The organism is Leptolyngbya sp. Heron Island J (genome assembly GCF_000482245.1).
In the GTDB taxonomy this organism is placed as follows: Bacteria; Cyanobacteriota; Cyanobacteriia; order Phormidesmidales; family Phormidesmidaceae; genus Leptothoe.
In genome coordinates this window covers 44,586-68,979 of sequence record NZ_AWNH01000024.1, presented here as the reverse complement: position 1 = coordinate 68,979, position 24,394 = coordinate 44,586, and the positions used below count along the sequence as shown (strand labels likewise).

The window sequence follows — 24,394 nt, the reverse complement described above, 5'->3', positions numbered from 1 at the left end:
CGAGAAAATCTGTAAGATCAGCGTCCCCTAACCTATCGTTTCACTAGCTCCTTAATATATTGATAGGGTGGTGTATTTTGAGAGCAAAAGCTACCACATTCAGGGGAATTAGAAACATAATCAGAACAATCGATGGCCTCTTCGGTCAATGCAGACATGGGATTAACCGTGCACTTTAGACGATAGTCACCTGTAAAGTAAGCACAACGACTGCAGGGAATTTGATGTAATCGCCTTACATAGCTAGTTCCTTGTTCAAGCGTGCATAAAATTCGCCATACACAGAACAGTAAAACAGCACCAATTCCAACTGTCACCCCTATACTACCTACCACATGTAAGGCAAGGGCAATAACATCCATAACAGTGAAAAAAGAGAGAACGCAAAGTCAGAGAGAGTAAGGTTAGTCAATAGCCTGTCACTTTATTACCAACGCCAGTACACAAAGCTATTGCCGTTGCTAATTTGAGCATGAACCGATCTGTTAGAAGCAGCATATATCAGCATCTTTCAGAGAAAATCACACTTCAGAGCAACAACGCCAAGCTATTAACTAACTCATTAGGAAAAGCTATCTAAAGAGAGGAGTAATAAGATAGCTTAAAGGGACATTTCTTGCTTGATTTGAGCAGTCCAAGTCTTAATTCGACCTTCGGTCTTTTCAGACTCGTTATCATCATCCAAGGCTAAACCACAAAACTTGTTGCCATCACGGATAGCCAGAGAAGCCTCATGGTCATAGCCATCTGCAGACCAATAACCTACAGTTTTACCACCGAGACCGGAGATTTTTTCCTCTAGCTGACCCATGGCATCCATAAAATTATCGGCATAACCCACCTGGTCCCCCGTCCCCATATAGGCCACGGTTTTACCACTAAAGTCAACATCGTCCAAATCATCGAATACGGCTGCCCAGTCATCCTGTAGTTCGCCAATATTCCAGGTGGGACAAGCAATAATTAGATACTCATAACTGGCTAGAGCATCTGCATCTTCAATCTCAATCAGATCCACTACTGAATCACCTCCCAGTGCTGCTTGAACCTGCTCAGCAGCATCAGCGGTCTTACCTGTAGTAGACCCATAAAACAAACCTACTTTGGCCATCACAATTCCCTAGAACAGTTGAAAGAAAGTGGAGACTATAACGCGACGGAATCATAGCCTCCCTGGCGAATCCCCGTCTAATTGACTTTTATTGTCAATTAGACTTGTCTCTAGATGAGTATACATGGAATTCAGTTATTGAGAATAATTCTTTTTAAAAGAAGTTTGAAAGCTTGAAAACGCTGCCAGGCTGCTGCAATTCTGAGCATCGTCCAGAATTTCTTTGAACAGACACCTCAGCCCCATAGTTCGAGGCTACAGAATCATTGCCCTGCCCAAAGGGTGAGTAGTCCCCCATGGACCACTGAGCGCCTGCTGATTGCAGTTGCAGCCATGGTCGCACCTGATTTTTTGTACATCAGGAAGGCAAGGTCTAAGCCTTGAGCTGGCTAATCGCGACCTGCTCAGCCGGAGCAGCCACACGCCCACCAACATTCTCAGTAACTTGACCCTGGCTAAAGTCAAAACCAGCAGCGCGTAAGGCATGCCAGAGGTGCCCCTGAAGGAAGAAGAATCCTAACCAGAAATGGGCATTGGCCAGCCACTCCCGTGATGAATAGCCATCAACCGGGGACGTACTAACAAAATAAGGCACCCGATCAAACTCGATAGCCAATGTGGGACCAAAAAACTCGGTAGGAAACACCAGAGTATTAACAGACACAAACAGGGTAGCCACAAACGCCATCAGACTAAGCGCTCCCAAACTATAGGAAAGATAGGCTTCACCTGAGAACACAAATAGCCGCTTTGCCCAAGCCGTAGGCTGGGTGGAGATGTGCCACAATCCACCAAAAATCAGCAAAATCCCGATATACAGGTGACCACCAACAACATCCTCAAGATTGTCTACACCTGCCAGCCAGAATTTACCTGCAAACAGATAGCCAAAAATCTCTGCTGGATTCAGATTAGGCGCAACTGTATGCACTGATTGAGTCAAAGGGTCGTAGAGCCCACCCAGAAACATCGCCTTAGCGACCAAAAGCAGGGCACCTCCGCCTAACAGCACCAAGTGTGACCCTAAAATTTCAGTCATTTTGTCACCGTCACTCCAGTCATAGGCATATCTACCGCTGAGGGTGGCAGGGCCTTTAAGGGCGTGAAAAATACCGCCAAACCCCAAAAAGGCAGAGCTGATTAGATGCACGGCACCCACTACAAAATAGGGATGACTATCGACAATAGTGCCACCTGCTCCCAGACCGTAGCCCAGCCGTGCCAGATTGGGCAGCAAAATAAACCCTTGCTCATATAAAGGGCGAGCTGTATCCAAACGACTTACCTCAAACAGGGTAATCAATCCAGCCCAAAGCACAATCAACCCGGCATGGGCCACATGAGCACCGAGCAGTCGTCCCGATAAATCCACCAGTCGAGCGTTGCCCGCCCACCATGGTGGGGAGGTACTAGTTGCAACGGACGTTGTCATAGTTATGAATCCTGTAGTCAAAAAGTAAGCCTTATTGACTTTAAATGTCAATAAGATTTAAATAAACTCTAGTGCATTCTCAACTTATTGAGAATATTTCCTTTTTTAATTTTTATGTCAGACCTAGGTTGCTACGGTGAGGCAACGGGCACAAACACTAACGATCCTTTTTTTCGGCAGAGGTCTAGAATGCAAGGTATTCCGTTTAGGTACCGATTGCCATGTTGACTGATCCTCTCGATCTCAAATCGCTTCAGGCTAAAAAAGCCTTCATCTGCGATATGGACGGCGTCATTTACCATGGCAATCGGCTACTACCGGGTGTACCTGAGTTTGTCGATTGGCTACACCAGAACGACAAAGCCTTTTTGTTTTTGACTAATAGTAGCGAGCGCTCACCCCGTGAATTAAAAGAGAAGCTCAGCCGATTGGGTATCGAGGTGTCAACCAGCAACTTCTATACCAGTGCCCCAGCCACGGCTGCGTTCCTAGCTCAGCAGAAGCCCAAAGGCAGCGCTTTTGTAGTGGGAGAACCAGGCCTAATCAACGCTTTATATGAGGCAGGATTTTCCATCAACGATACAGCTCCAGATTATGTGGTAGTGGGCGATACTCGCAGCTATAACTACGAAAAACTAGAGCAGGCCTGCTTTTTGGTGCAGAAGGGGGCAAAGCTGATTGGGACGAACCCAGATGTCACAGCCCCGTCAGAGAAAGGAATTATTCCAGCAACAGGAGCGCTCCTAGCCCCCATTGAGCTAACAACAGGCATGAAGGCTTACTGTGTAGGGAAACCCAACCCGCTCATGATGCGGAACGGTCTCAGGGCGTTAGGAGCACGTCGGGAGGACACGGCAATCATTGGGGACCGTATGGATACAGATATTATTGCGGGCATTGAGTCGGAGATTGAAACGGTGTTGGTGTTTAGCGGTGTCACTCGTCCAGAAGATCTGCCTCACTTTGCCTACCGACCTAACTATCAAGTCTCTGGTGTAGGACAGCTTGTACCACTCTAAGGCAGGTAGTGCAGAGAAAAATTACTGTTGTCACAGAGCCTATCCCTTAACCATATTTTTCTTGTTAATTGATACAGGTATTAATGGATCGGCCCATCAATACTTCCACTGAAGAATTGTCGTATGAAAGGATTATCTGTTTGATCAATCTCTCGAACACTACCGTCCCATTGAATTTTGCCCTGGTGCAAGAATATAATTCGATTTGCTGTGCGACGAATTGTGCTGTTTTGGTGAGTTACAACCAAATAAGAACTGCAGACTCGGCTACTCTGAATTTCGCGAATCAGATCCTCGATCACCGTAGATGCAATGGGATCTAGACCTGATGTCGGCTCATCGTATAGCAAGAGAGCTGGGCGCTCTCGCGGCCTTTTGGGATTACACACAATTGATCGAGCAAAACTGACCCGTTTCTGCATCCCTCCTGAAAGCTCGGCTGGGTAGTAATTGCTAATTCCTGGCAACCCTACCATTTCTAAAACTGCTTCAACTAAATCATGAATTTCACCCGCAGACAAATCAGAATGTTGATGAAGTAAAAAACCGACATTCTCTTCTACTGTCAGAGAATCGAAGAGCGCTGAATGTTGGAATACCATACCAATTTCAGCTGGATCTCTTGCATCTTCAATCAGCCCAACTCGTTGCTGGCCAGCGACATAAATTTCTCCTGAGTCGGCGGGCAGCAGTCCTGCAATAATTCGTAAGATTGTAGATTTTCCTGTACCTGAAGGGCCAATGAGTGCGATCGCATCCCCTCGAGAAACAGTGAGGTTAACGTTATCGAGAATGCGCTTAGTCCCAAATGCTTTGCTAATACCGCGCAGCTCCAATATGGATTCATGACTATCGACGCACTCCTCGGCTATAGCATCCAAAAACGAATCTATGGTTTTGTTCATGGTTGATACCAATGGCGAATCTTAAAATCTCTCGCTAAATGCTGGCTTCTGAATTCTGGCTGCCTACTTTTCTTTGTACGTCTAATGTTTATGCCATGAAGCGATCATTTTATGCATCTAATATTTACCTCTGGAAATACGGCGTTAACGAGAAATCTGTATTTGGGATTTTCTCTTGTCACTAAGGCAAGAATATTACAGGAGGTGAACTTAATAAATTATGCGACCAGGGATTGGCAAAATTGAGAGTAAATACCAACCGACTCATCAAGAGGCGATTTTGTCAGAGGGAGCGTAAATGAACCTTAAACTGATCACTTTCTCAAGCATTGTCACAACAATCGCCTGCGCCATAATAGGAGTTGCTGCGGCTGAGATTGGTGCAACTAATTATGAGAGTGAAATCTACAAACATTTACATCGCAAGTATGCGATCGTAGGCGCTTTAGCAGGTCTGGTCATTGGGGCTAGTCAGGAAGCTATTCGCCAACTCAAGGAAATAAGGGAGCAGGAAGAAAGAAACTCTGAAAACAATGGCACGTATACCAAGCCTGGAAATTAGTGATTGCTGACTAACCTGGCTGCTTAGACGATGGGGGCAGGATTGGAGATGGAGGCTTGCCTAAAAAGACATACTCCGCCAGATTCTTAATCACAATGTATAGAATTGGTGCCAACAAGAGACTCAAAAAAGTCGCTATCAATAACCCACCAAAGACCGTTGTACCAAGAGACCAGCGACTGGCTGCGCCTGCTCCCGTTGCCAAGAGTATTGAAGCGTCTCATTCACAACCGTTGCCTCAGCTTCAGCCTGTTGGAGGCTGGCATCCATCTGATTGAAGCTGGATCTAGCGGCTTCGACCCGATCCTCCGCGGCGCGGAGGGCGGCGATCGCAAAATCAAGATTTCTGTGGGCAATGTCTAATTCATTTTGGGATTGAGCCCCTTCCTTCACCAGCCGTTCAGTCCGTGGGAACTCCAACTGCTGTAAGGCTAAATCGGCCTCGGTCTTAACCCGCTCTGCTTCGGCTGCTTGTAACTCGGCTTGCGCAGTAGCACGGGCTGATCTGACGGCATTGATGTTAGCGATCGCACTTTCCAATTGAGCTTGAGTTCTGTCTGGACGAAGCTGCACAATCGTTTCGCCTTCCTCAACACGTCCCCCAGACGTAACCGCGATAGCAACAATTCTGCCCTCGATCTCTGGCTTGAGGGCAACCCTCTCCTGAGCTTCTAGAGTACCGACAAATTTAGAGCTCTCCTCAACAGTGCCAGCTTCTACTGGCTGTAGTTTTACTGGAATGGTTGGCTGGCTATCTGCAGCTGCCGAGGAACGACTGCCTCCCCCACAGCTAATGTTCAAGACAGCAGCAAGAAGTAGCGTCAAAAATAGATGGCTAGAGAGTAAAGCCCGGCTGGCATATTTCATATCCCACCTCAGCATTGAATTTACCTGCTGCTAAAAACCGTTCACCACCTTGTAGCTCTTGTGTGGTGAGTTCCTATCAATGTCACATTGAAAGCTAAGGGATAAATATGAGGAATTTGTGAGTTGTTCTGACAGCCACTCAGCGACAAATATAGTGTTTCTCCATCTGGTGAGGTACATACTTAAAGCTAAAAATCTTGTCAATCAATAATTCTAATGCACCTCATTTACGTGGGTGCCGCTATATCTCATTGCCAAGATCATTTAAATTAGCCTGTAAAATCAAGTTATAAAAATAATTGATTCAAGCAAAATTGATGAATAATAGCTCTATATAACCACTAAAAATAACCACTAAAAAATTAGTTTTATCAAATTAAAAATGACTATAGAATCTTGTCAAAATTACTATAGTAATTGGATAGAGGCGATTGGATAGAATCCAACTGTTTATGCCTAATAATTTTTGTATCCTCATAATTTCCTCAGTTTTTTTCTTTACGCTAACAGCGTGATTCTTTATAGGCGGTTCTGTGGGAAGAAACTGTTGAGGAGAGAATAACTCTACCCTCAGCACCTCGATTACACAATCACTCCAAAGATTCCGCTGACAAGGACATGGAGCATCAAATGTGGTATCAGGTATTGTCTTGGGTTTTGTCAATAACTTGCACAGTAAAAGCGCTGATTGGGCTATTGTTCCATCAACGCTTTTATGAATGGGATAGAAAACAATATCTATCAAAGCGATGGCCGATTAGCTTTGTTGTTTTTCTACCCTATGGGATAGGGTTGTGCATTGTTACTTGGTATGCAACATACTTTCATTATGTAAAACACGGATGGATCTTGACCGCAACTGTCAGCGTCACAGGTCTCAAGTTAATCAATATTGTTTTCAATTGGAAGCAGACCTCCACAGCTTTTGTTGATTTCATAGAGCGTGGAGGAATTTCATTGTGGTTATTGGATATAGCTGTTCTAGTGATAGGAATTTCTTTTGGTCTGCTTGCCATATATGTCTACTGACCGTGTGAGTATCAATACCGTTTCCCTTCAGATTTATATGGCAAGGACTAAAAGCGCTGCACCAACGCCCTCAGCTTTTGTTGGCGACAATCTGATGAGGCCATAGCGTCTAACAAGTCTAGAAGCGTATGTGGCATTCCCAACAGGCTACCAATATGGGCACGTAGCTTACTCCAATTCGAAAGCGCTCTTTGAAGTGGTACATTCCACCAGCGATTGATAGCACAAACCATGTCATCTCCCACAGAGGTCACCTCATGCCACCAACCGGCCGGAATAAAGAGCATGTCTCCCAGCTGCAGGGTGACATCAATCCGATGAGGCATGGCAGATTTGAATTTTGGAAATGCTTTCAAATCTGGATTGTCTGGATAGACCTTACTATAAACAGCACGGCGCTCAGCAAACGCGATTGATATCACAACATCAATCGCGTTTGCTGACAGGCTGTCTTTATTTGTAAGTGTCTTAACTAATCAGTCAAATACCTCAACTGTGAGTTTTCTTGCCTAAGGATAAAGGACGTAAGCGATTAAGCATTTACCAGAGCATCCACTTGCGAGTTCTTTCACTAACATCTCGCACGGTTTCAGCAAGTGGAATAACTTTACTAGCTCTCTGCAACACTAGCAGTAGAAAAATCACTCGAATACTCAAATGTCAATTGAGCAGGTGTTGGCCGTTTCATTACTGATATCTGGCTGACGATCGCTCCCTCTTGTGTCAAATCTTCGATATATCCTGCTTTCGCTTTACTTGCTTCAGCTTCATCCTTAAAAGGACCAAAATAGTAGATGCAGTCAGGTGTATTTGTTAATATCTCAATCCACCAATCTTTGAGAAATATGCCTTTGAGATCATGCAGGAGGGTTTTCATCGGGATCAATTCCTTTGTTTTTTAGACCAGGTTCTTTTTTACTGTTGCTTTTTTACTGTGCTGAAGCGGCTTCATATAATCACCACAGCGTTTGGCAAAGATTTTGTTGAGATCGTCAGCTGCTAAGAACGATTTAAGCACTAAGGGATCAAGATTTGATCAGATCCAAAAATGTTGTCTGCAGAGGCGTTCTATGGAACGCCTGTAGGGCAAAAGATAGGACCTAATTAAATCCTCATTCCTAAGTTAAGGTTTGGGGTGGCGGTTAGTGTGCTTTTTAAGCATAATCTTGACGGGTTGGGTTAGTGGCCAGCCAATCAAAAACTTGGTCGAGTTGTTCTAGGGTGATGAGGCCATATTGCCACAAGACAATAGGAAATAAATTGGCATCTTGACCGCTGCGCTGTAACGCCGATTCAATAGATTGTTCTGAAACAGCCAGCTCATTTTTTAAAAAATTCAGCAATAAAGGTGTGGGGGACATGATTATTAGAGGCTCTTCTCCTCGTAAGCCAAACAATAACTTTGTATCGGTCGCCACCCTAAGATTTCTAGTAAGTCGGGGGAGGCATAGAGGGTAATCCCAGTTCCTAAAGAGATGCAGATAGAGCGACCGTTGTAGAATAGAATTTTGCCTTTTTCTTGCGTATGGGGGCACTCAACCCATTGACCAGGTTGCCAGTCCATATGTTTAAGATCGCATGCATCAGACTATATATTGAGTTACGTCTTCGTTGAATGGCTCTGAGTCAGGAGGACGATATATGTGCTGTATGACATCCACAGGTAACCAGTAACTGATACCATCATGACTCAAGTTTTTATTTTGTTGTTGTTGCTCTAGATACAACTGCGAGACGCTTTGAGACAGAAAGCCTTGCTGCATTGAATTAACAGCAACACGGCTATCGGGAACACGGCTTAGTACAGACAGCATCAGTTTGTTGTGTGAGTCAGGCTCCTTAGAGGTCGTTTGGTGTAGACTTTCAGGATAGGTAGCCCAAATCTGGTCAATCCATATCCTGGTTCCACGCTGGGTTAAGTTAATTGTTTGTTTTGGCATTTTATTATCTACCATCGTTAAACACTCAAATGGGAGAAAGCCACAGTATGAAGTTTAGCTATCTTGGCAAACTCCACACTGCGGCCATATATGCTTTCCTTGTAGAACGCTTATCTACAGTTGCTTACCTTAAAGTAAGAATGTGTTGATTTTGTGTTGACAACATTTTTATTTGAATAAATGATAAAGCTCCCTAAGGCAATGCTTTGAAGGCCTTGCCTTATAAATTTAAGCTCACAAATAAAAAGAGAGCTATCCGATAATGTTGTGTTAGCTCCAGTAATCAGACAATCTAATCGGCTAATACCCGATGGCAGAAATTTGGCAGCTGTCTCATCCCCCCACCTACCCATCCACCCATCCACTCATCCCCCATCCTCCCATCCACAAGATTACGGCTAATACTGTTAAAAGACAGATGAAAAGTAGGTAGTTATTGAGACCACCGACTTAGTTCAAATTATCAATGATTTTTTTGCAGGAAAAGCCACAGCCTAAAGACTTACATGTTGGGAAAGTCAAAGCTGTGGCAGTGCAAAGTGTCTATATAGAGTGCGCATCTATCACGTGCTGACGTTAGAGTGACAATGTGTGAACTCTATTTAGACCATTATGTGTTGACCGGGAGAGTCTTAATTAATCACGACGAAACTCCTACAATAAGATCGCTATTACGATCAGAAGGTCCAATAAAAGAACTAAAAGGCCACCAAAATTAAGTGTTTCGTTTAAATCCTCGAAGATAGTATCCTCTCGAACGCTGGTAGCAGGACGGATTCTATTTACACCATGATTAGCGCTTGTATCGGGTCTTTTCTTTTTGGCAACACTGGGATCAGTCGGAAACTCTTTACTGAAACCAATAAAGTTTTGCTCAATTGCTAGGGCGTACGCTTTAGGCCTCACGCCTAACATCAATGGTAAAGAATTTATGCCAATAGCGCTCAAGAGGTTAAGACCGATTTTAGCTTGACGATACCTGTCACAGTTGCTCATTCTTTCAGGTTGAGGTTTGAAAATTGACTGAACTTAATAGAAAATCTCGATGGCAAATCGCTCACACAATTATCCTGTGTAAGTTCGACGCTCTTTATCGAAGAGGAATGATTAAAGACCTTTTATAAGTCTCTATCTTATGGGAGAAATGTGTGGATTTTGTGTTGATAAGGCTATCTATACGCTGAAATAGCCGGATATCTAATCGGGCCAATGCAGTAAGGTTTTGATTTGGTTCGCCAGCTGGTCTGGTTCAAACGGTTTGGTGATCACCCCGGCTACGCCCATCGATTCAAATAATCGTTTCTCGCCGTTGCGGGCCTTAGCAGTCAGAAAGATAACGGGAATGTTTTGGGTGGCTGGCTTAGTCTGAAGTTTACGTAACACAGCTGGGCCATCTAATTCAGGCATCATCACATCCAGCAAGATGGTACCAGGCTGGTCGGTCTCTGCGATCGCAATTCCAGCTCTGGCCGAATCAGCAACTAATACTTCCCAACCTGCTGTGACTTCTAATGATGCCTTGACAATGATATGAATTGCTTTTTCATCATCAATTACTAAAATACGTCGAGTCACAACGAGCTTTGGCGAAGGTTCAGTTAGATATGTAGCACTTTACACCTGGCCAATCACTGTAAACAAGATAATGCAGGCAAATTGATGTGGAACCTGCAATGCAGGTGCTGGCTGCCTAGTCAGCTAACGGGCAATGAGAAACAAAAGCAGCTGCCTTCACCAGGAGTACTCTCAACCCAAATGCTGCCGCTGTGCTGCTCAATAATACTTTGACAAATAGTAAGGCCCAGACCAGTCCCCCCTTTTTCTCGCGAGTCAGAAGCATCAACCTGGACAAAACGATCAAAAATAATTGCGCACTTTTCTGGGGGAATACCTCGACCCTGATCCCGCAATCTGAAAAGTATGGCAGGGGCGTTATCAATCATGCTCTCCCTGGATTCAACAGTGAGCCAAATGGTGGTATCTGCAGGTGAGAACTTAATGGCATTATCAATCAGGTTGGTTAGCACCTGATTGAGCCGATCGCTATCCGCCACAATGGCTAAGCCGGGATCAGAGACCTTAAGGGTAATGCCTGCTTGCTTTGCGGTCAGCCGAAACAGGTCGGCGACTTGCCCGGTCAGCTCTTGGGTGTTAAAGAGGTGTTTGTGTAGCGAACTTTTACCTGACGCCAACCGTTCGAGTTCTAAAATGTCGTTTACTAGTCGTACTAGCCGCTGAGATTGTTCAGCGGCTAGCCGTAATAGTTGCAGCCCTTGCTCAGACTGAATTGGCACCAGCCCCTTGGCTAAGAGCTTGAGCCCGCCATGAATTGCTGTTAGCGGTGTGCGCAACTCATGGCTAACAACGGAAATAAACTCAGCTTTCATGCGTTCAATGGCAAAGCGCTGGGTGATATCTTCACCGATGCTCATAGTGCCAATGGTGTGATCCTGACCGTTATGCAGTACGGTGTTGTTCCAGGCAATGATGCGCTGTGACCCTGACTGAGTCAGGATAGGGTTCTGACAGGTTAGGGAAGTGTCTTCCTGACTGAGTAACTGCTGAAAATACTTTTTGACCAACGATTGCTGGGATGTGGGCACAAATTTGGAGAACCAGTCTTGGCCCAATACTTCAGCCGCAGTGTAGTCCGTCAGGTTTAATAAAAACGGATTGGCGTAGGTTACTTTACCATCAAAATCAAGACCGACAACTGCCAGATGCACATTGTCGAGCAGACTACGCCAACGTTGCTCAGCCTGACGCAGGTCAGCGGTACGGGCTTCGACCCGAGCTTCTAGATCGGCATAGGACTGCTGAAGAGCTTGTTCGGCCTGCTGGCGTTCGGTTTCGATGCGTTTGCGATCGCTAATATCACTCGAAACTCCCACAAACCCCACTAAGGCATCTCGATGATCATAAATCGGAGAACCGATGACCCAGGCCGGAAAGAAAGTACCATCCTGGCGCTGCACCAAAATCTCCCCAGACCACTGCTCACTCTGCCGCAGGTAAGTCATAATTTCAGTAGCCTGTTCTCGGGTGGTATCAGCTGGTATGATCTCCAAAATAGAACGGCCTACTACCTCATCTGCGAACCAGCCGTAGAGACTTTCGGCAAAGCGATTCCAGTAGAGAATCTGGCCATCAAGATCGGTGGCAATGACCGCTTGGGCCACCGCGTCTAAGAGCCCTGCTTGAAACTGAATGTGCGTCTCAGCCTGATTTTTTTCTATCTGCTCAGCTGCTAGCTGTTCACTCAGGCGAATTTGAGCTTGTTCTAGCTCTCGATTCTTCGCTGCCAATAATATCTGATTTTCCGAACGTAACTGCTCCAGCTCTTGCTGTAGCAGCTCAACCAACTGCTGGATTTCAGCAGGGTTTAAGGTTTGCAAAATACTGCTTTGAGTAATCACCCCCACCAGCGCACCGGTAGGAGCGCACACCACCAAACGTCGCACATGGTGCTGGGTCATCTGCTGATGGGCCAGCCAGAGGGAGTCGTAGGGATGGATAGGCAATAGAGGCGTACTCATTACCGTCTGGGCCAGGGTTTGGTGAACATCAATCCCAAGGCTCTGAAACTGCACAATGTCTCGTTCGGTGATGATACCTGTGGGTTGACTATCGCGTTCTGTGATCACCACACAGCTAACCGTGTGGGCTGCCATCAGTTGAGCAACCTGTAGCACCGATGATGATTGCGGTGTACAAATCACCTGGGTTTCCATGGCTTCTGCCACAGACTTAAATTTTAATAAGGTGGTGGTTTTGAGTGCTTGTCGTAAGCTTTGTTGGGTGATCATGCCCTGTAGTTGACCCTCGTTATCAACTACAGGTAAATGACGCACCTGATACTGCCGCATCAGGTTAAAGAGAGACGGGGTGTCTTTGACCTGGTCAGCTAGAATCGTCCTCACCTGCTGGGTCATCACCGCTGCGATGACAACATCTGCGGTCGGTTGCCCTGAGGCCACCAGTCTGACCAGATCTCGCTCGGTAAAAATACCGACCCGGCGTTGCTGATCGATAATGAGTACACAGCTGGCTTGGGTCTGATGCATGCGTGCGATCGCGTCATCAATCAACGTCTCCGGTGTTACCGTGAGCGGAGCGGAGATCACAGCTCGACCAGCAAAAGCATGTGAATGTGGATCACGTGAATCAGTAGACATCATCTGCCTTTAGATATTTTCAGAGATATGTCAACAGGCCGACGAAGAATTTTCAGTCTGCACTGAGTTGAACGCTCTAAACTCAACCTAACCGACAATTATGACGATTTTATGGGATGGGGTGGAATAGTCATGGGTGATGCAACCGCTACCAAGCTTTAGTTACACCAATGGCTTAGCCAGGCAACAACACCTCGCTCGCCACCTGGTATAGTCCTTGCAAATCCATTGCATCCTGAGGGAAAACAGCTACTCCAACCGAGAGGGTCATCTGAATCCTGTGGTGATCACTAGTAAATTGTTCATGCTTACAGGTTTGCAACAACTGCAGCAATCTTTGTGTTCCTGTCTTGAGGTTGACTCCATACAGTCCAACCACAAACTCTTCTTCACCCCAACGGGCAACCACATCTTCCTCCCTAAACTCTCTACCTAAAGACTCACCTAAGCGCTGCAGGATAAGATTACTCAGCTCTTGGCCATACTCATCCTTGATGTGTTGAAAGTTATCAAGTTTGATAACTGCAAAACAAAATGTTTGCTTTTGACGGTGAGCCAACCTGAGGAGTCGACTTAAGTCCTGGATTGATTTTTGTCGATTCGCTAACTTTGTCAGGCTATCAATATTTTCCCGCAGTTTCTGAGTAGAGGCGCGTTCTAGCCAATTGAAAACACGCATCACCAGTTCTGGAGCCACGATAGGCTTACGGATATAGTCATCTCCACCGACCGAAAATACCTGCTGAATCGTTTCTGCTTCTGTATGGGCCGACAACAAAAGTATCGGTAACTCACGCCAGCGAAGATCATTACGTAGTATCTGACACAGATCAAAACCACTGACGTGAGGCATGTCTACATCAAGAATTATTAAATCGGGCATCACCTGATCCAGGGTTTCCAAAAAGTATTGCGGCTTATCCAACAGCTGCAGCCGAAATCCCCAGGGCTGTAATAGAGTTTTTAGCAGGTTGAGCATTTCCGGATCATCATCCACTATTAACAAAGTGGCAGACGACGATGTATCTTTTGCCGCCAATTTTGCTAGTTCCGAAGCCGTCTCAGGTAACGTCTCAGGCGCTTTTAGCGCCTCTTTCACAGTAGCAATCAACAGTCTTAACTGAGTTAAGTGCCGAGCCTCAAGACGGCTATTGCCCAGCAGAATGTTTTCTATCTCTTGAAAAGGAGTTAATACTGTTGAGAATCCAAAGCTGCTTAGTGATCCCTTCAGAGCATGGGCATCTGCGACCAACTGCTTTCGCACGGTTTCGTTAAATGCTCCTGGTTGTAGCTCATGTAGAGTATTGGCCAAATTAGTTACACGCTGGGTGTAGATCTCCTCTACAGATTGCCAAAGGGCGGTCAAATCTAACTGGCTATCGACCCTAGATGATGCAGCCATCGTCTGATGATTAGTGTGCTGCTTGAGCTGTTTAGTTAAGTTAGCCGCAGCTAACCGATAGCCCAACCCGTAGACCGTTTCGATCACATTGTTGAGGCCTGCCTGCTTACATTTTTTGCGTAGCCCCTTGACTTGGGTGCGTACAGCATTCACATGGGGTGCCTTTTCAAAGGACCAAATCTTATCTAGCAAATCATCCAGACTAAAAATCCGACTGGGGTTGCGTAAAAATAGCTCCAGCAAGAGATACTCTTTGCGTGTGAGCGCAATAGGGACATGGCGATAGCTAACCTCGGCACTACGAGGATCAAGCTGTAGTTCACCCCATTGCAAGATCGGCGAGGCATTTCCTTCTGACCGCCGCAGTAAGGCCCGAATCCGCGCTAACAGTTCCTCAAAGCCAAAAGGTTTAACCAAATAATCGTCTGCTCCAGCATCTAGCCCAGCCACCTTATCGGTGCCAGTATCGCGAGCTGTCATCAAAATAATCGGTGTGCCATTGCCTGTAGCTCTTAGTTCTTGGCAGACCTTGATGCCATCTATCTTAGGCAGCATCCAATCGAGCAAGAGCAAGTCGTAGGGAAAAGCCTTAGCCATTTCCCGACCCATTTCACCATTCGTTGCCCGATCGACGAGGTAACGATGATCTGCCAACACCTCTACAAGTGCTTCAGCAAACTGGTTATCGTCTTCTACCAGCAAAAACTTCACGCAAGCTTCACCAAATAGCGCCAATATAAGGACTACTTTAGCTTAAATGCTAATTGGATTCAGCTAAGTTGCGGTTGACACATTGTTTTATTTATGGTAATTATTAATTTTATTTTGCGGCTGTCAAGGCGTTAGGGAAATTATTGGCTGGATTAATAGCTAACCAGTGAATGGAGCGAGCTTGGGTTGCGATCGCACACATAATAGCTGACCGAATCCACCAATAGACATAGGTTGGAAACTTGTAGTCTTTTGTAGGCATGATCTTCAAATAGTCACGCACCGGATCACTCCTCATAAGTTCCTCATGGGGCTGATTACTTTGGATCTGGCCACCCATCCTATTGTTCTCAAAGTGCTAACTTAGGTACTCTTATATAATGTCCCCGATGATAGCGAGACTGCGGAAACCTTAATCACCCAGAAGGGTGAAGAAGATTTTATCAACATTGAGGGCAAGAGAACTCGCAAAATCCAACAGTCAAGCATCACAGCCCTAAAAGGAACAAAAGGGGAGCACGTTTTGAGCTTACGCGATGGGCAAGGATTGCCCATGTGGCATCATAGTCCACAGAAAGAATCACCCGGCTTGAACATTGACTAGAATCACAACTTCTTCCGAAATGTGAGATGCCGACAAAGCCTGAAATATAATTTAGATATGAGGCTTTCCGATTTGCAGTTAGTTTGGGGTTGACCTATACCTTGCCAAGATGTGCTTTTGGCAAGGTATAGGCTCATGGGCTTAAATAATTCCCCCGTTGCCCCATCACTCATCCCCCCATCTACAGCCTCAATCTGGGACTTGATTTTGGTGCAATCCCCTTACGATCAGTCCCACCTAGTGACATAGAACTTCATATAGTAATGGAGACAATCTATGAGTAAACTCCTTGTTGTCACAATTAATAGAGCCATCGCTCGCTTCTTCACATTGGAAGCAGCAACCTTATCTGAGTCTGATTCAGACGAGCAGATTTTAGTTGAGCATGAGAGTATTTCGAGTGCTGAGGGAGAACTATCTGGTAAGGCCCTGTGGACCAACGTTCAATCGGGACGCAACCGTGGTGCTAGCGGCAAGGCTCACAGATATGATGATCATCGGCAGAACCATAAACTTGAATTTGAACGACGATTCGCTAAGTCCATTGCTACACACTTGATGGATTTGGCTCAGACCCATCAAGTTCGACAACTCACTATCATTGCGACTCCTCAGATTCTTGGGTTGATGCGAGAAGTGTTTACCCCACTATCCCCCAAGCAATTGAAGCTAAACGAATTAGCCCGAGATCTATGTCATCTAAAGCCCCATGAACTGCACGACTATCTGGCAATAAAAGGACAGTTGCCAGCTCGGAGTAGACTCTAACAATTGCTGACAATTCCTTACACCCAGATCAAAGCAGCGCATCCTATGTCAGATTTGCATTCCTGACTTGAGGTGTTGCCATGTCTTATTTAACTCAACTAATAAAACATTGAACAAGCTTATCAAGCACTGGCAACAGCGCTACCCACCTAGTACCCAATGGCAGAAATTTGGCAGCTATTGTATCTACCCATCCACATTTGATAGTGGGCAAACTTACGCCACAGAGTACTAGGTGGCCCAGCTGCCTGGCTCGTGTGGTCTTTAAAGCTGGATGCCTAATGCTTCTGATGCAGCCATTCCCAGGGTATCAGGAGCAGAGTCATCCCAACCCAGGCAAGAGCAATCATCATGCCCACTCGCCAGGGCCAGGGCCCCAGCCAATCAATCAATGAAGGTTGACCGGGGCGTTGGTTACCTAGATAGCCATAGTTAAAACCAAAGATAGCGTTAATTGGGAAAATACAAGCTACATAGATCAGCCCTGCCTTGATCGCCCAACGATAATCTCGTCGTGTTGGTTGAAATCGATGGACTATCACCATATAAATGGCAGTACCGACAATGGTGGTGTGATAAAGCCAAAAGATCCAAAACAGCGGGCTAAGTAGGCCCATGTGCAAATCTGGAGTTAATAGACCTTGTAGGCTAAAACCGAGGCCCCAGAAATAGAGTAATGCGATCAGGCAACGTTTGCGCCAGATCAGTGCTAACGGCAGTATCAGGCCGACAAGATCGCAGATATGAATGGGCAATGAACTTGCTGGGTCAAAGTGGGCAGGCAGCAACCACCAACCATGAACAACCATCCACAAGAGCAGATATAGCTTGGCTAATCTTTTCTCCAATTGCAGCAACAGCTGTGTGCCCTGGTAGTGTAAGCCCCAGGCAATAATGCATCCCCACATTGCAGCCAGAACGCCAACGACGATGACATGAGTCAGTGAAAATGATTGAAACTGATGAAGCGATGCCTGCAACATAAAATTTGCTGTTACTGCTGCCAAACCGTTGACTACTCTGACACAGCACCTCGTGATTGAGAAATGCAATATAGTCCTTTGTTGCCGTTAGGGTCACAGACTGATATATCAGTGCTGATTAGTCGCACCTTGCTTGCTCCGATTGGCTCCATGCTAACAAAGTGGTATTGGCCAGTGGTTCCAAATAGTTGATCCTTCATGCCCTAGGATATCCCACAGGCTTCATAAGATTCTCAAACTCTTTATCTAACATCAAAGTGGGATGAGGGTATCCCAATATCTAACAATTTCAGGGGGACACTATGAAACTCAAGTATCGCGGCGTTAGTTATGAATATAAGGTTCCTGAGATCGCAATTGCCGAGAGTGAAGAAGTTGGTAAATATCGAGGTGCTACGTTCCACTTCCATAAATTGGTTAAAGCACTGTCTTTACCAGTTTTTGACCTGAAGTATCGTGGAGTTTCATATCATACTGGTGGTTCAGCTGCCTAATTTGGCTGTGAAGCTCTAATGCCGAAATGTTGATAAGCAAAGGTACCTTTGCTTATCAACACTAGAAGAAGGCTCAGGAAACTGATAATTTCTTTTTAGAAACTATCTGAGGCAATTCACTCTCAGAGTAGATATAGGGGGCTGGCTACTTAAACCAGTTGTCTTCTTCTTGTTTTTTCTTACCTTGCTCCCCATCTACTGGCATTGAATTTTAATGTCGACTCCTTGGGAGGTCTTTGGTTCATGACTACACCATCCCGAAAATTTTCTCTCCTATTGGCCATCTGGGATTATCTCAATCAGCCCTTGTTTGATAGGGACGCTAGATTTGAATGGAATCCTCTCATGTTTACTGTGTCCTACAGGTCCAAACTCTTAGAACGGTGCTGGACCAGAGATTATGTGATTGAAAAAAATCGTCAGCAATTAGAGCTTTACTGGCGAAATAATTTTAACTACGGCAGTATGCCTGACACAGCTAGCAGTGAGTGATGACATTAAAATTGCCCATGGATTTTGGCTGAATCTTCTAGACTTCACTGTGCAAGCTCTCGACGACGCTGTGGTCGTCTCACAACGACATAGATCAGTGCACCAATAAAATTCAAGAACAAGATAATAATAGTCCAAACAATTTTAGTATTGCCCTCACTTGCTTCTTGAGTAGCACAGTCAATCAATACCCATAGCCCAAATAGGGCAGCAACAACTTTGCAGAAATCATAAAGAAACGCCCACAACATTGGCATCAGCATCGCTAAGCGATGCTTGGTGGGGTACTCATAACTTCCTCATATCTATCTCCTAAGTTCAAAATAGAGCTGACTTTACCGTAGTTAAAGTCAAACCTTCTCGGTCTTGTAACCATGAGGTCTGTCTATGCATTTGCCAGGTTCACGGCTGAATCTCAACCAATTAGTTACTCGGTTTAAGCCCCATTCCACTGCCTCTGACGTATCGAAAAGTAAACATAAAAACAGGCTGCGTGTCTTGCTCCCGTTAGGTCTTTTGGTGGTGGGTGGGGGTCTCTCCGTGACCTACTTCTTATCGCGCTCCCCCACAGACAAGCTGCAGTTGAGTGGCCGCATTGAGGGCTACGAGACAGACGTGGGCGCAAAGGTATCAGGGCGAGTGGAGTTTGTAGCTGTCAGAGAAGGCGACCCGGTCAATGATGGTCAAGTGATTGTTCGGCTCGATGATGAAGAAGTTCAGGCTCAATTAGACGAGGCTAAAGCACAGCTGGCCTCAGCCCAACAGCAGGAACGACAGGCGCGATTGCAGATTGAGGTGTTGCAAAGCCAAATTCGGCGAGCTCAGGTGAGTCTGGAACAATCCCAGGGGGATACAGTTGGTCAGGTCAACCAGGCCGAGGCTAATCTTGCTACGGCTCAGGCACAGCTGGCGGAAGCAAAGGCACAGCTGATTGCGGCTAAATCAGACTTAGATCTGGCCAGGGTGGAACGCGATCGCTACATCCAACTGGCCCAAGTCGGTGCCGCGACCCAAGAGCGCGCCGATCAGGCCCAAACGACTTTTGAAACCACCCAAGCCCGGCTGGGTGTACGTGAAGCCGCCGTTGTCGCCGCTCAAAGACAGGTTGATGCCGCAGCAGGTCGCTTGACCCAGGCCCAAACCACCCGGCTCAATCCAGATCTTCGTACGGCTGAGCTAGACGTTTTGCAAAAACAACTGATTCAAGCACAATCCCAGGCAGTCGCCGCACAGGACAATGTGGCCAGGGCTGAAGCCGTTCAGCGAGAAATTGAAGCTCGTATGAGCTATCTCACCATCGCTAGCCCCTTAAACGGCGTGGTCACCGCCCGCAGTGCAGAACCAGGAGAAGTGGTCACGACAGGCAGGACGCTGCTTTCTCTCATTGACCTCGATACTGTTTATCTCCGGGGCTTTATTCCTGAGGGCGACATCGGTAAGGTCCGGGTCGGTCAAACGGCTAGTATCTTTCTAGATTCAGCCCCTGCTCAACCCCTGACCGCTCGTGTTATCAGCATCGACACCCAGGCCTCCTTTACGCCTGAAAATATTTACTTTCGAGAAGACCGAGTGCAGCAGGTGTTTGGTGTGAGACTTGGTATTGAGAATCCCGGAGGATTTGCCAAACCTGGCATGCCTGCCGATGGTGAAATTTATTTTGAATGATCATGCCGATTTTGTCTTAGCCACAGATGGACAAATCAAACCATGTATTCAACGACTAATCAGATTTATCAGCCAGAGACAGCGCTCGAAATCCCTGCCATTCAGGTAGATACGTTATGTAAACGCTATGGCAAGCTAACCGCTGTAAACGAGGTGACGTTTACGGTGCAGCGGGGCGAAATCTTTGGTCTCATTGGTCCCGATGGTGCTGGCAAGACCACCCTGTTTCAAATCTTAGCAGGTGTTATGGAAGCAACCTCGGGCAATGTCATCATTCTGGAGCGTGCGCCTCGGGATGCTCGCTTGCAAACCGGCTATCTCACCCAACACTTTTCGCTCTATCTGGATCTCAGCCTGGATGAGAATCTGCGCTATGTGGCTGGTCTCCATGAAGTGCCGCCCCAGCGTTTTGAACAGCGGCGCAACCAATATCTCAGGCTGATGAATCTGGAGCCGTTCTCAGATCGTTTAGCCGGTCAACTGTCTGGTGGCATGAAACAGAAGTTGGCCCTGTGCTGTGCCCTGATTGCTCAACCTCAGATATTACTTCTGGATGAGCCGACAACGGGTGTAGATCCTGTTTCCAGGCGTGAGTTTTGGGATGTGCTGGCCACCCTCTCCCATCAGGGCGTCACCATTGTGGTGGCCACACCCTATATGGATGAGGCTGAGCGCTGCCATCGTGTTGCCCTGATGTATGATGGCCAGATTCAGCAAATGGGAACACCGGCTCAGCTGCGAGATAATCTGGGGCTCCAACGCTTAGAGGTGCGCGCTAGCAACCTCAAAACCGCTGAACAGGGGTTACTCGCTCAACCGTCTACTCCGATTGTGGATGTACAAACCTTTGGCGATCGCCTGGATGTACTGGTTAACGATGCAGAGACTGGTGAAACCCAGGTCCGTGCTCTCCTGGGACAGCATCAGCTAGTAATCGACACGATTCGTCCAGCAGCGCCTACCCTGGAAAATGTCTTTGTCAACCAGCTGCGCCAACAGGGGTCGGACCCTGCTTTTGTGCCATTGCCTCGGCTGCGGTCATTGCCAGTCCACAGCAGTGATGACATTGCCATTGGTGCCCGTGACCTCAGTAAGACATTTGGCAATTTTCAGGCGGTTAAAGCGGTCAACCTGGATATTCACTATGGTGAAATTTATGGATTGTTGGGAGCTAATGGCGCTGGCAAAACCACCACCATCAAGATGCTGTGTGGGTTGTTGGGGATTACCCAAGGTGAAGTCACACTAGCCGGTCAAACCCGCAATTTGCGTAGCAGTGCTCTACGTCAGCGGATGGGCTACATGAGTCAGAAATTCACTCTCTATGATGACTTATCTATTCAACAGAATTTGGAATTTTACTGTGGGGTATATGGTGTCCCCCGTCGTCAGCGCTCCGCCAAAATCAATTGGGTTTTAGACATTTGTGGATTGACCGGCAAAGCAGACCTGATTACGGGGCAGCTGCCAGGTGGGTGGAAACAGCGCGTAGCTTTTGGGGCATCAGTTATGCACGAACCTGAAATTTTGTTTTTAGACGAGCCCACATCCGGTGTGGATCCGTTAGCTCGCCGTCAGTTCTGGCGATTAATCGAAGACTTAACCCATCAGGGCACAGCAGTGCTGGTAACCACCCACTATCTAGAAGAAGCTGAACATTGCAATCGCATGGCATTTATGGCGGCTGGGGAGATTGTTGCCCATGGGTCTCCAAGTCAAATTAAGGCCAGCCAGCCGGGACAGCTGTTTGAGGTGCAGATTCCCCAGCCTCAGGTTGTCTCCGACTTACTCAAACAGTATTTTGATGACTGGCGAGTATCCTTATTTGGTGCCCGTCTCCACATTGTTCTGGATCAGCCGGATATAGACGTGCCTCGTCTACGCTCATTACTGAGCACAGCAGAATTCGACATTCAATCCATCCAGGCTGTGCCATTCTCTCTGGAAGATGCCTTTATTGGCATTATCCAACGAGCCCAGGGAGGTCAGCCATGAAGCGCATCTGGTCTCAGTGCATCAAAGAATTGGCTCAATTTCGTCGCGATCGCTTGACGTTTGCCCTGGCCTTTATCCTGCCGTTGGGGATGCTACTGATTTTTGGCTATGCCATCCGACTGGAGACAAAAAATATTCCCCTGGCGATCCAGGACTTTAACATGACTCCCCTCAGTCGTAGCTATGTAGAACGACTCTTTGCCACTAATCAGTTTCAGCCTGTCCCAGGGTCGGGAGAGCCCATTGAGATCATTGATCAAGGACGCGCTAAAGCGGCAGTGATTATTCCACCAGATTTTTCCCGTCGCATCAAAGACCAGAAATCCAGCCCTATCCAGGTGCTGGTGGACGGTACCGATGTGAACAATGCCCGCGTGATTCGCAACAGCATACGGGCAACGACTAACTTCTTTGTGCAGGATCAAGGACTTCAATCTAGAACAGTTAAGGTGGTTGCCCGCATTCGCCTCTGGTTCAATCCGGGTCGCAAGGAATCTCTCTTCATCGTGCCAGGTCTTTATGCTGTTATCTTGGCTATCTTTCCGGCCTTACTGGCAACTCTCGCCATGGTGCGTGAGAAGGAGCAAGGCACGATTGTGCAGGTTTATGCCTCTAACTTGAGTGCGACTGAGCTGCTGCTGGGTAAAGGGTTAGCCTACTTTATTGTGGCCATGGGTGAAGCCCTTTGCATCATGGGTTTGGGATCGCTTCTGTTTAGGATTGGGTTGGCCGGTAATCCTCTACCATTGATGCTAGGGACCTGCTTATTTGCGACAGCCAGTGTTCTTTATGGTCTTTTGATCGGCGTACGCTCTAGTAATCGCATTGCGGCGGTGCAGGGGGTGGCATTTACTGGTTTTCTAGCCTCTTTTTTGTTTTCGGGCTTTATCTACCCGTTGAGTAATATTCCGTTTCCCATTTCACTCATTTCTAATATTGTGCCAGCTCGCTATTACATTGATGTGACTCGCGATGCCTTTGTCAGGGGGACCGGGTGGGAAGGCATTTGGGTTGCCCTGGTGGCCATTGCGCTGCTGGTATTGTTATTTTTTGCAGCCGCCTGGCGTGGTCTGCGTCGGATGCAGTTACCGGACTGATTGATGTTTAAGTTGTTCCAGCGTTTACTTAACAGTCGCTTCTGGGCCTTAGCCATAAAGGAGGTTCAGCAGATCTTGCGAGATAAGAAGCTACTGTTTATGTTAGTTTTTCCACCGACGGTGCAGCTGTTGCTCTATGGCTTGATCTTAAACCCAGATGTGCAATACCTGAAATTAGGAATTGTGGATCAGGTTAATGTTGGGGCCAGCCGCGAACTGGTGGCCGCCTTGACCGAGAATGATGTGTTTGTTGTCGATCGCTATAGTGCCAGTCAACAGAGCCTGGGGGAACAGGTGCGACGGGGAGACATCACCTTGGGGGTAGTCTTTCCGCCTGACTTTAATCGCAACTTGTCCCAGGATAAATCAGCTGAGATCCAGGTGATGGTGGATGGCGTGGACGCCAATACGGCAGGCATTGCCAGTGGCTACTTTACCCAGATTATCCAGCAATATAATCGTCAATTGAATACTATTGAAATACCCAGTATTGTTGAACCACAGATTACCTTCCTGTACAATCCTGGACTCATCAGTAGCTGGTTTTTTGTACCTGCCATGATGGGTGTCGTCCTGACGTTAATTGGGTCAATCGTCTCTTCGTCTGCCCTGATTCGAGAAAAAGATACGGGCACCTTGGAGCAGCTCTTGATGACTCCAGCGTCAGCCGGGGAGATTTTGCTAGCAAAAGTTGTGCCGTTATTCGTGCTGTTGCTAGGGGATGCGCTGTTGGCGCTCAGTGTGGCCAATATCATTTTTAACGTGCCGTTGCGGGGCAGCTTGTTGCTCTTTTTAGTGATGTCGGGGTTATATGTCTTTGTCGGTATTGGCATTGGTATGATGTTGGCCACACTCTGTCGCAATCAACAGCAGGTAATATTGACCTCGTTTTTTATCAATATGCCGTTGATTCAGCTGTCGGGTGCGATCGCACCCATCGAAAGCATGCCTGCGGTTTTCCGCTATTTGTCATTGTTGAATCCCCTGCGTCACTATGTAGCAATTTTACGGGCTGTATTGCTGCGGGGCGTAGGTTTGGAGGTGATCTGGCCCCATGCGATCGCTCTGCTGGTATTTGCAGCGATTTTAGTCACCATTAGCACCAATCAATTTCGACATCAGGTGAGCTAGTAGACTATCAGG

27 protein-coding genes are annotated in these 24,394 nt (G+C 46.8%); 9 read left to right on the top strand and 18 right to left on the bottom strand.

Going from position 1 to position 24,394, the window contains the following annotated elements; genetic code table 11:
- Nucleotides 1-32 precede the first annotated feature (32 nt).
- From N836_RS74495 to N836_RS47745, 3 genes are all read right to left on the bottom strand, one after another.
- Nucleotides 33-362 carry a hypothetical protein gene (locus N836_RS74495; protein ID WP_071789034.1) on the bottom strand — a complete coding sequence of 110 codons (330 nt, stop codon included), beginning with the start codon at nt 360-362 and terminating at the stop codon, nt 33-35.
- 239 nt (nt 363-601) lie between these two features.
- Nucleotides 602-1,111 (bottom strand): flavodoxin FldA, encoded by a 510-nt coding sequence (fldA, locus tag N836_RS47750; RefSeq protein WP_023071794.1) that lies wholly within the window; start codon nt 1,109-1,111, stop codon nt 602-604.
- A gap of 373 nt (nt 1,112-1,484) precedes the next feature.
- Nucleotides 1,485-2,543 carry a chlorophyll a/b binding light-harvesting protein gene (locus tag N836_RS47745; RefSeq protein ID WP_023071793.1) on the bottom strand — a complete coding sequence of 353 codons (1,059 nt, stop codon included), beginning with the start codon at nt 2,541-2,543 and terminating at the stop codon, nt 1,485-1,487.
- A 221-nt stretch (nt 2,544-2,764) separates the two neighbouring features.
- On the opposite strand from N836_RS47745, the gene N836_RS47740 reads away from it, so the two are divergent.
- On the top strand, nt 2,765-3,562 hold the full coding sequence (locus tag N836_RS47740) for an HAD-IIA family hydrolase (protein ID WP_023071792.1): 798 nt from the start codon (nt 2,765-2,767) through the stop codon (nt 3,560-3,562).
- Nucleotides 3,563-3,642: 80 nt separating this feature from the next.
- Here the strand turns inward: N836_RS47740 and N836_RS47735 are convergent, their stop codons facing one another.
- Nucleotides 3,643-4,467 (bottom strand): ABC transporter ATP-binding protein, encoded by an 825-nt coding sequence (locus tag N836_RS47735; RefSeq protein WP_023071791.1) that lies wholly within the window; start codon nt 4,465-4,467, stop codon nt 3,643-3,645.
- A 298-nt stretch (nt 4,468-4,765) separates the two neighbouring features.
- Here N836_RS47735 and N836_RS47730 point away from each other — a divergent pair, with 298 nt between their 5' ends.
- Complete coding sequence (locus tag N836_RS47730; RefSeq protein WP_023071790.1) at nt 4,766-5,029, top strand: hypothetical protein; 264 nt, start codon at nt 4,766-4,768, stop codon at nt 5,027-5,029.
- A 10-nt stretch (nt 5,030-5,039) separates the two neighbouring features.
- On the opposite strand, the gene N836_RS78160 is transcribed toward N836_RS47730, so the two are convergent.
- From N836_RS78160 to N836_RS76980, 12 genes are all read right to left on the bottom strand, one after another.
- Nucleotides 5,040-5,234: an efflux RND transporter permease subunit gene (locus N836_RS78160; protein WP_071789033.1), complete on the bottom strand. Its 195-nt coding sequence runs from the start codon at nt 5,232-5,234 to the stop codon at nt 5,040-5,042.
- The gene (locus N836_RS47725; RefSeq protein ID WP_023071789.1) at nt 5,168-5,896 is read right to left on the bottom strand and encodes an efflux RND transporter periplasmic adaptor subunit; all 729 of its coding nucleotides are present in this window, start codon (nt 5,894-5,896) and stop codon (nt 5,168-5,170) included. Before N836_RS47725 ends, N836_RS78160 begins: the two co-directional genes overlap by 67 nt.
- Nucleotides 5,897-6,972: 1,076 nt before the next feature.
- Complete coding sequence (locus N836_RS47715; RefSeq protein ID WP_023071787.1) at nt 6,973-7,347, bottom strand: cupin-like domain-containing protein; 375 nt, start codon at nt 7,345-7,347, stop codon at nt 6,973-6,975.
- 188 nt (nt 7,348-7,535) lie between these two features.
- Complete coding sequence (locus N836_RS47710) at nt 7,536-7,802, bottom strand: DUF1816 domain-containing protein (protein ID WP_023071786.1); 267 nt, start codon at nt 7,800-7,802, stop codon at nt 7,536-7,538.
- A gap of 277 nt (nt 7,803-8,079) precedes the next feature.
- The gene (locus N836_RS47705; protein ID WP_023071785.1) at nt 8,080-8,286 is read right to left on the bottom strand and encodes a DUF2949 domain-containing protein; all 207 of its coding nucleotides are present in this window, start codon (nt 8,284-8,286) and stop codon (nt 8,080-8,082) included.
- Nucleotides 8,287-8,291: 5 nt separating this feature from the next.
- Complete coding sequence (locus tag N836_RS75705) at nt 8,292-8,489, bottom strand: hypothetical protein (protein WP_152532097.1); 198 nt, start codon at nt 8,487-8,489, stop codon at nt 8,292-8,294.
- Nucleotides 8,490-8,508: 19 nt separating this feature from the next.
- Entirely contained in the window at nt 8,509-8,880 is a 372-nt protein-coding gene (locus tag N836_RS47700; RefSeq protein ID WP_023071784.1) for a hypothetical protein, read from the bottom strand.
- Nucleotides 8,881-9,519: 639 nt separating this feature from the next.
- Complete coding sequence (locus N836_RS76410; RefSeq protein WP_023071783.1) at nt 9,520-9,861, bottom strand: hypothetical protein; 342 nt, start codon at nt 9,859-9,861, stop codon at nt 9,520-9,522.
- 201 nt (nt 9,862-10,062) lie between these two features.
- Nucleotides 10,063-10,440 (bottom strand): response regulator, encoded by a 378-nt coding sequence (locus tag N836_RS47690; protein WP_023071782.1) that lies wholly within the window; start codon nt 10,438-10,440, stop codon nt 10,063-10,065.
- A 119-nt stretch (nt 10,441-10,559) separates the two neighbouring features.
- On the bottom strand, nt 10,560-12,989 hold the full coding sequence (locus tag N836_RS73040; RefSeq protein ID WP_161634946.1) for a PAS domain S-box protein: 2,430 nt from the start codon (nt 12,987-12,989) through the stop codon (nt 10,560-10,562).
- A gap of 226 nt (nt 12,990-13,215) precedes the next feature.
- Nucleotides 13,216-15,153: a response regulator gene (locus N836_RS47685; protein WP_031292119.1), complete on the bottom strand. Its 1,938-nt coding sequence runs from the start codon at nt 15,151-15,153 to the stop codon at nt 13,216-13,218.
- A gap of 109 nt (nt 15,154-15,262) precedes the next feature.
- Nucleotides 15,263-15,493, bottom strand: a complete 231-nt coding sequence (locus N836_RS76980) for a hypothetical protein (protein WP_023071779.1) — start codon at nt 15,491-15,493, stop codon at nt 15,263-15,265.
- A gap of 540 nt (nt 15,494-16,033) precedes the next feature.
- Between N836_RS76980 and N836_RS47675 the strand changes: the two genes are divergently transcribed.
- Nucleotides 16,034-16,525 (top strand): host attachment protein, encoded by a 492-nt coding sequence (locus N836_RS47675; RefSeq protein WP_023071778.1) that lies wholly within the window; start codon nt 16,034-16,036, stop codon nt 16,523-16,525.
- Between the two features lie 278 nt (nt 16,526-16,803).
- On the opposite strand, the gene N836_RS47670 is transcribed toward N836_RS47675, so the two are convergent.
- On the bottom strand, nt 16,804-17,508 hold the full coding sequence (locus N836_RS47670) for a YwaF family protein (protein ID WP_023071777.1): 705 nt from the start codon (nt 17,506-17,508) through the stop codon (nt 16,804-16,806).
- 302 nt (nt 17,509-17,810) lie between these two features.
- Between N836_RS47670 and N836_RS47665 the strand changes: the two genes are divergently transcribed.
- Nucleotides 17,811-18,002 (top strand): DUF4278 domain-containing protein, encoded by a 192-nt coding sequence (locus N836_RS47665; RefSeq protein WP_023071776.1) that lies wholly within the window; start codon nt 17,811-17,813, stop codon nt 18,000-18,002.
- 243 nt (nt 18,003-18,245) lie between these two features.
- Nucleotides 18,246-18,494, top strand: coding sequence for a hypothetical protein (locus tag N836_RS47660; protein ID WP_023071775.1), 249 nt, complete (start codon nt 18,246-18,248; stop codon nt 18,492-18,494).
- A 44-nt stretch (nt 18,495-18,538) separates the two neighbouring features.
- On the opposite strand, the gene N836_RS47655 is transcribed toward N836_RS47660, so the two are convergent.
- Nucleotides 18,539-18,757, bottom strand: a complete 219-nt coding sequence (locus N836_RS47655; protein ID WP_023071774.1) for a PLDc N-terminal domain-containing protein — start codon at nt 18,755-18,757, stop codon at nt 18,539-18,541.
- 124 nt (nt 18,758-18,881) lie between these two features.
- Here N836_RS47655 and N836_RS47650 point away from each other — a divergent pair, with 124 nt between their 5' ends.
- From N836_RS47650 to N836_RS47635, 4 genes are read left to right on the top strand one after another with little or no spacing between them, the layout of a single operon-like run.
- A complete protein-coding gene (locus tag N836_RS47650) occupies nt 18,882-20,159 on the top strand; it encodes an HlyD family secretion protein (protein WP_023071773.1) in 1,278 nt (425 codons plus the stop codon).
- 42 nt (nt 20,160-20,201) lie between these two features.
- On the top strand, nt 20,202-22,154 hold the full coding sequence (locus tag N836_RS47645) for an ATP-binding cassette domain-containing protein (RefSeq protein WP_023071772.1): 1,953 nt from the start codon (nt 20,202-20,204) through the stop codon (nt 22,152-22,154).
- Nucleotides 22,151-23,251: an ABC transporter permease gene (locus tag N836_RS47640; RefSeq protein ID WP_023071771.1), complete on the top strand. Its 1,101-nt coding sequence runs from the start codon at nt 22,151-22,153 to the stop codon at nt 23,249-23,251. Before N836_RS47645 ends, N836_RS47640 begins: the two co-directional genes overlap by 4 nt.
- 3 nt (nt 23,252-23,254) lie before the next feature.
- Nucleotides 23,255-24,382: an ABC transporter permease gene (locus N836_RS47635; protein WP_023071770.1), complete on the top strand. Its 1,128-nt coding sequence runs from the start codon at nt 23,255-23,257 to the stop codon at nt 24,380-24,382.
- Nucleotides 24,383-24,394: the final 12 nt, after the last annotated feature.

Excerpts from the sequence above, each read along its gene's own strand:
- N836_RS47650 (WP_023071773.1), top strand. The coding sequence starts at position 18,882 with ATGCATTTGCCAGGTTCACGGCTGAATCTCAACCAATTAGTTACTCGG.
- N836_RS47665 (WP_023071776.1), top strand. The coding sequence starts at position 17,811 with ATGAAACTCAAGTATCGCGGCGTTAGTTATGAATATAAGGTTCCTGAG.
- N836_RS76980 (WP_023071779.1), bottom strand. The coding sequence starts at position 15,493 with ATGGGTGGCCAGATCCAAAGTAATCAGCCCCATGAGGAACTTATGAGG.
- N836_RS47700 (WP_023071784.1), bottom strand. The coding sequence starts at position 8,880 with ATGGTAGATAATAAAATGCCAAAACAAACAATTAACTTAACCCAGCGT.
- N836_RS47670 (WP_023071777.1), bottom strand. The coding sequence starts at position 17,508 with ATGTTGCAGGCATCGCTTCATCAGTTTCAATCATTTTCACTGACTCAT.
- N836_RS47675 (WP_023071778.1), top strand. The coding sequence starts at position 16,034 with ATGAGTAAACTCCTTGTTGTCACAATTAATAGAGCCATCGCTCGCTTC.
- N836_RS47660 (WP_023071775.1), top strand. The coding sequence starts at position 18,246 with ATGACTACACCATCCCGAAAATTTTCTCTCCTATTGGCCATCTGGGAT.
- N836_RS47655 (WP_023071774.1), bottom strand. The coding sequence starts at position 18,757 with ATGCTGATGCCAATGTTGTGGGCGTTTCTTTATGATTTCTGCAAAGTT.
- N836_RS47705 (WP_023071785.1), bottom strand. The coding sequence starts at position 8,286 with ATGTCCCCCACACCTTTATTGCTGAATTTTTTAAAAAATGAGCTGGCT.
- N836_RS47635 (WP_023071770.1), top strand. The coding sequence starts at position 23,255 with ATGTTTAAGTTGTTCCAGCGTTTACTTAACAGTCGCTTCTGGGCCTTA.
- N836_RS47710 (WP_023071786.1), bottom strand. The coding sequence starts at position 7,802 with ATGAAAACCCTCCTGCATGATCTCAAAGGCATATTTCTCAAAGATTGG.
- N836_RS47640 (WP_023071771.1), top strand. The coding sequence starts at position 22,151 with ATGAAGCGCATCTGGTCTCAGTGCATCAAAGAATTGGCTCAATTTCGT.
- N836_RS74495 (WP_071789034.1), bottom strand. The coding sequence starts at position 362 with ATGGATGTTATTGCCCTTGCCTTACATGTGGTAGGTAGTATAGGGGTG.
- N836_RS76410 (WP_023071783.1), bottom strand. The coding sequence starts at position 9,861 with ATGAGCAACTGTGACAGGTATCGTCAAGCTAAAATCGGTCTTAACCTC.
- N836_RS75705 (WP_152532097.1), bottom strand. The coding sequence starts at position 8,489 with ATGGACTGGCAACCTGGTCAATGGGTTGAGTGCCCCCATACGCAAGAA.
- N836_RS47645 (WP_023071772.1), top strand. The coding sequence starts at position 20,202 with ATGTATTCAACGACTAATCAGATTTATCAGCCAGAGACAGCGCTCGAA.
- N836_RS47745 (WP_023071793.1), bottom strand. The coding sequence starts at position 2,543 with ATGACAACGTCCGTTGCAACTAGTACCTCCCCACCATGGTGGGCGGGC.
- fldA (WP_023071794.1), bottom strand. The coding sequence starts at position 1,111 with ATGGCCAAAGTAGGTTTGTTTTATGGGTCTACTACAGGTAAGACCGCT.
- N836_RS47725 (WP_023071789.1), bottom strand. The coding sequence starts at position 5,896 with ATGAAATATGCCAGCCGGGCTTTACTCTCTAGCCATCTATTTTTGACG.
- N836_RS47740 (WP_023071792.1), top strand. The coding sequence starts at position 2,765 with ATGTTGACTGATCCTCTCGATCTCAAATCGCTTCAGGCTAAAAAAGCC.
- N836_RS47730 (WP_023071790.1), top strand. The coding sequence starts at position 4,766 with ATGAACCTTAAACTGATCACTTTCTCAAGCATTGTCACAACAATCGCC.
- N836_RS47735 (WP_023071791.1), bottom strand. The coding sequence starts at position 4,467 with ATGAACAAAACCATAGATTCGTTTTTGGATGCTATAGCCGAGGAGTGC.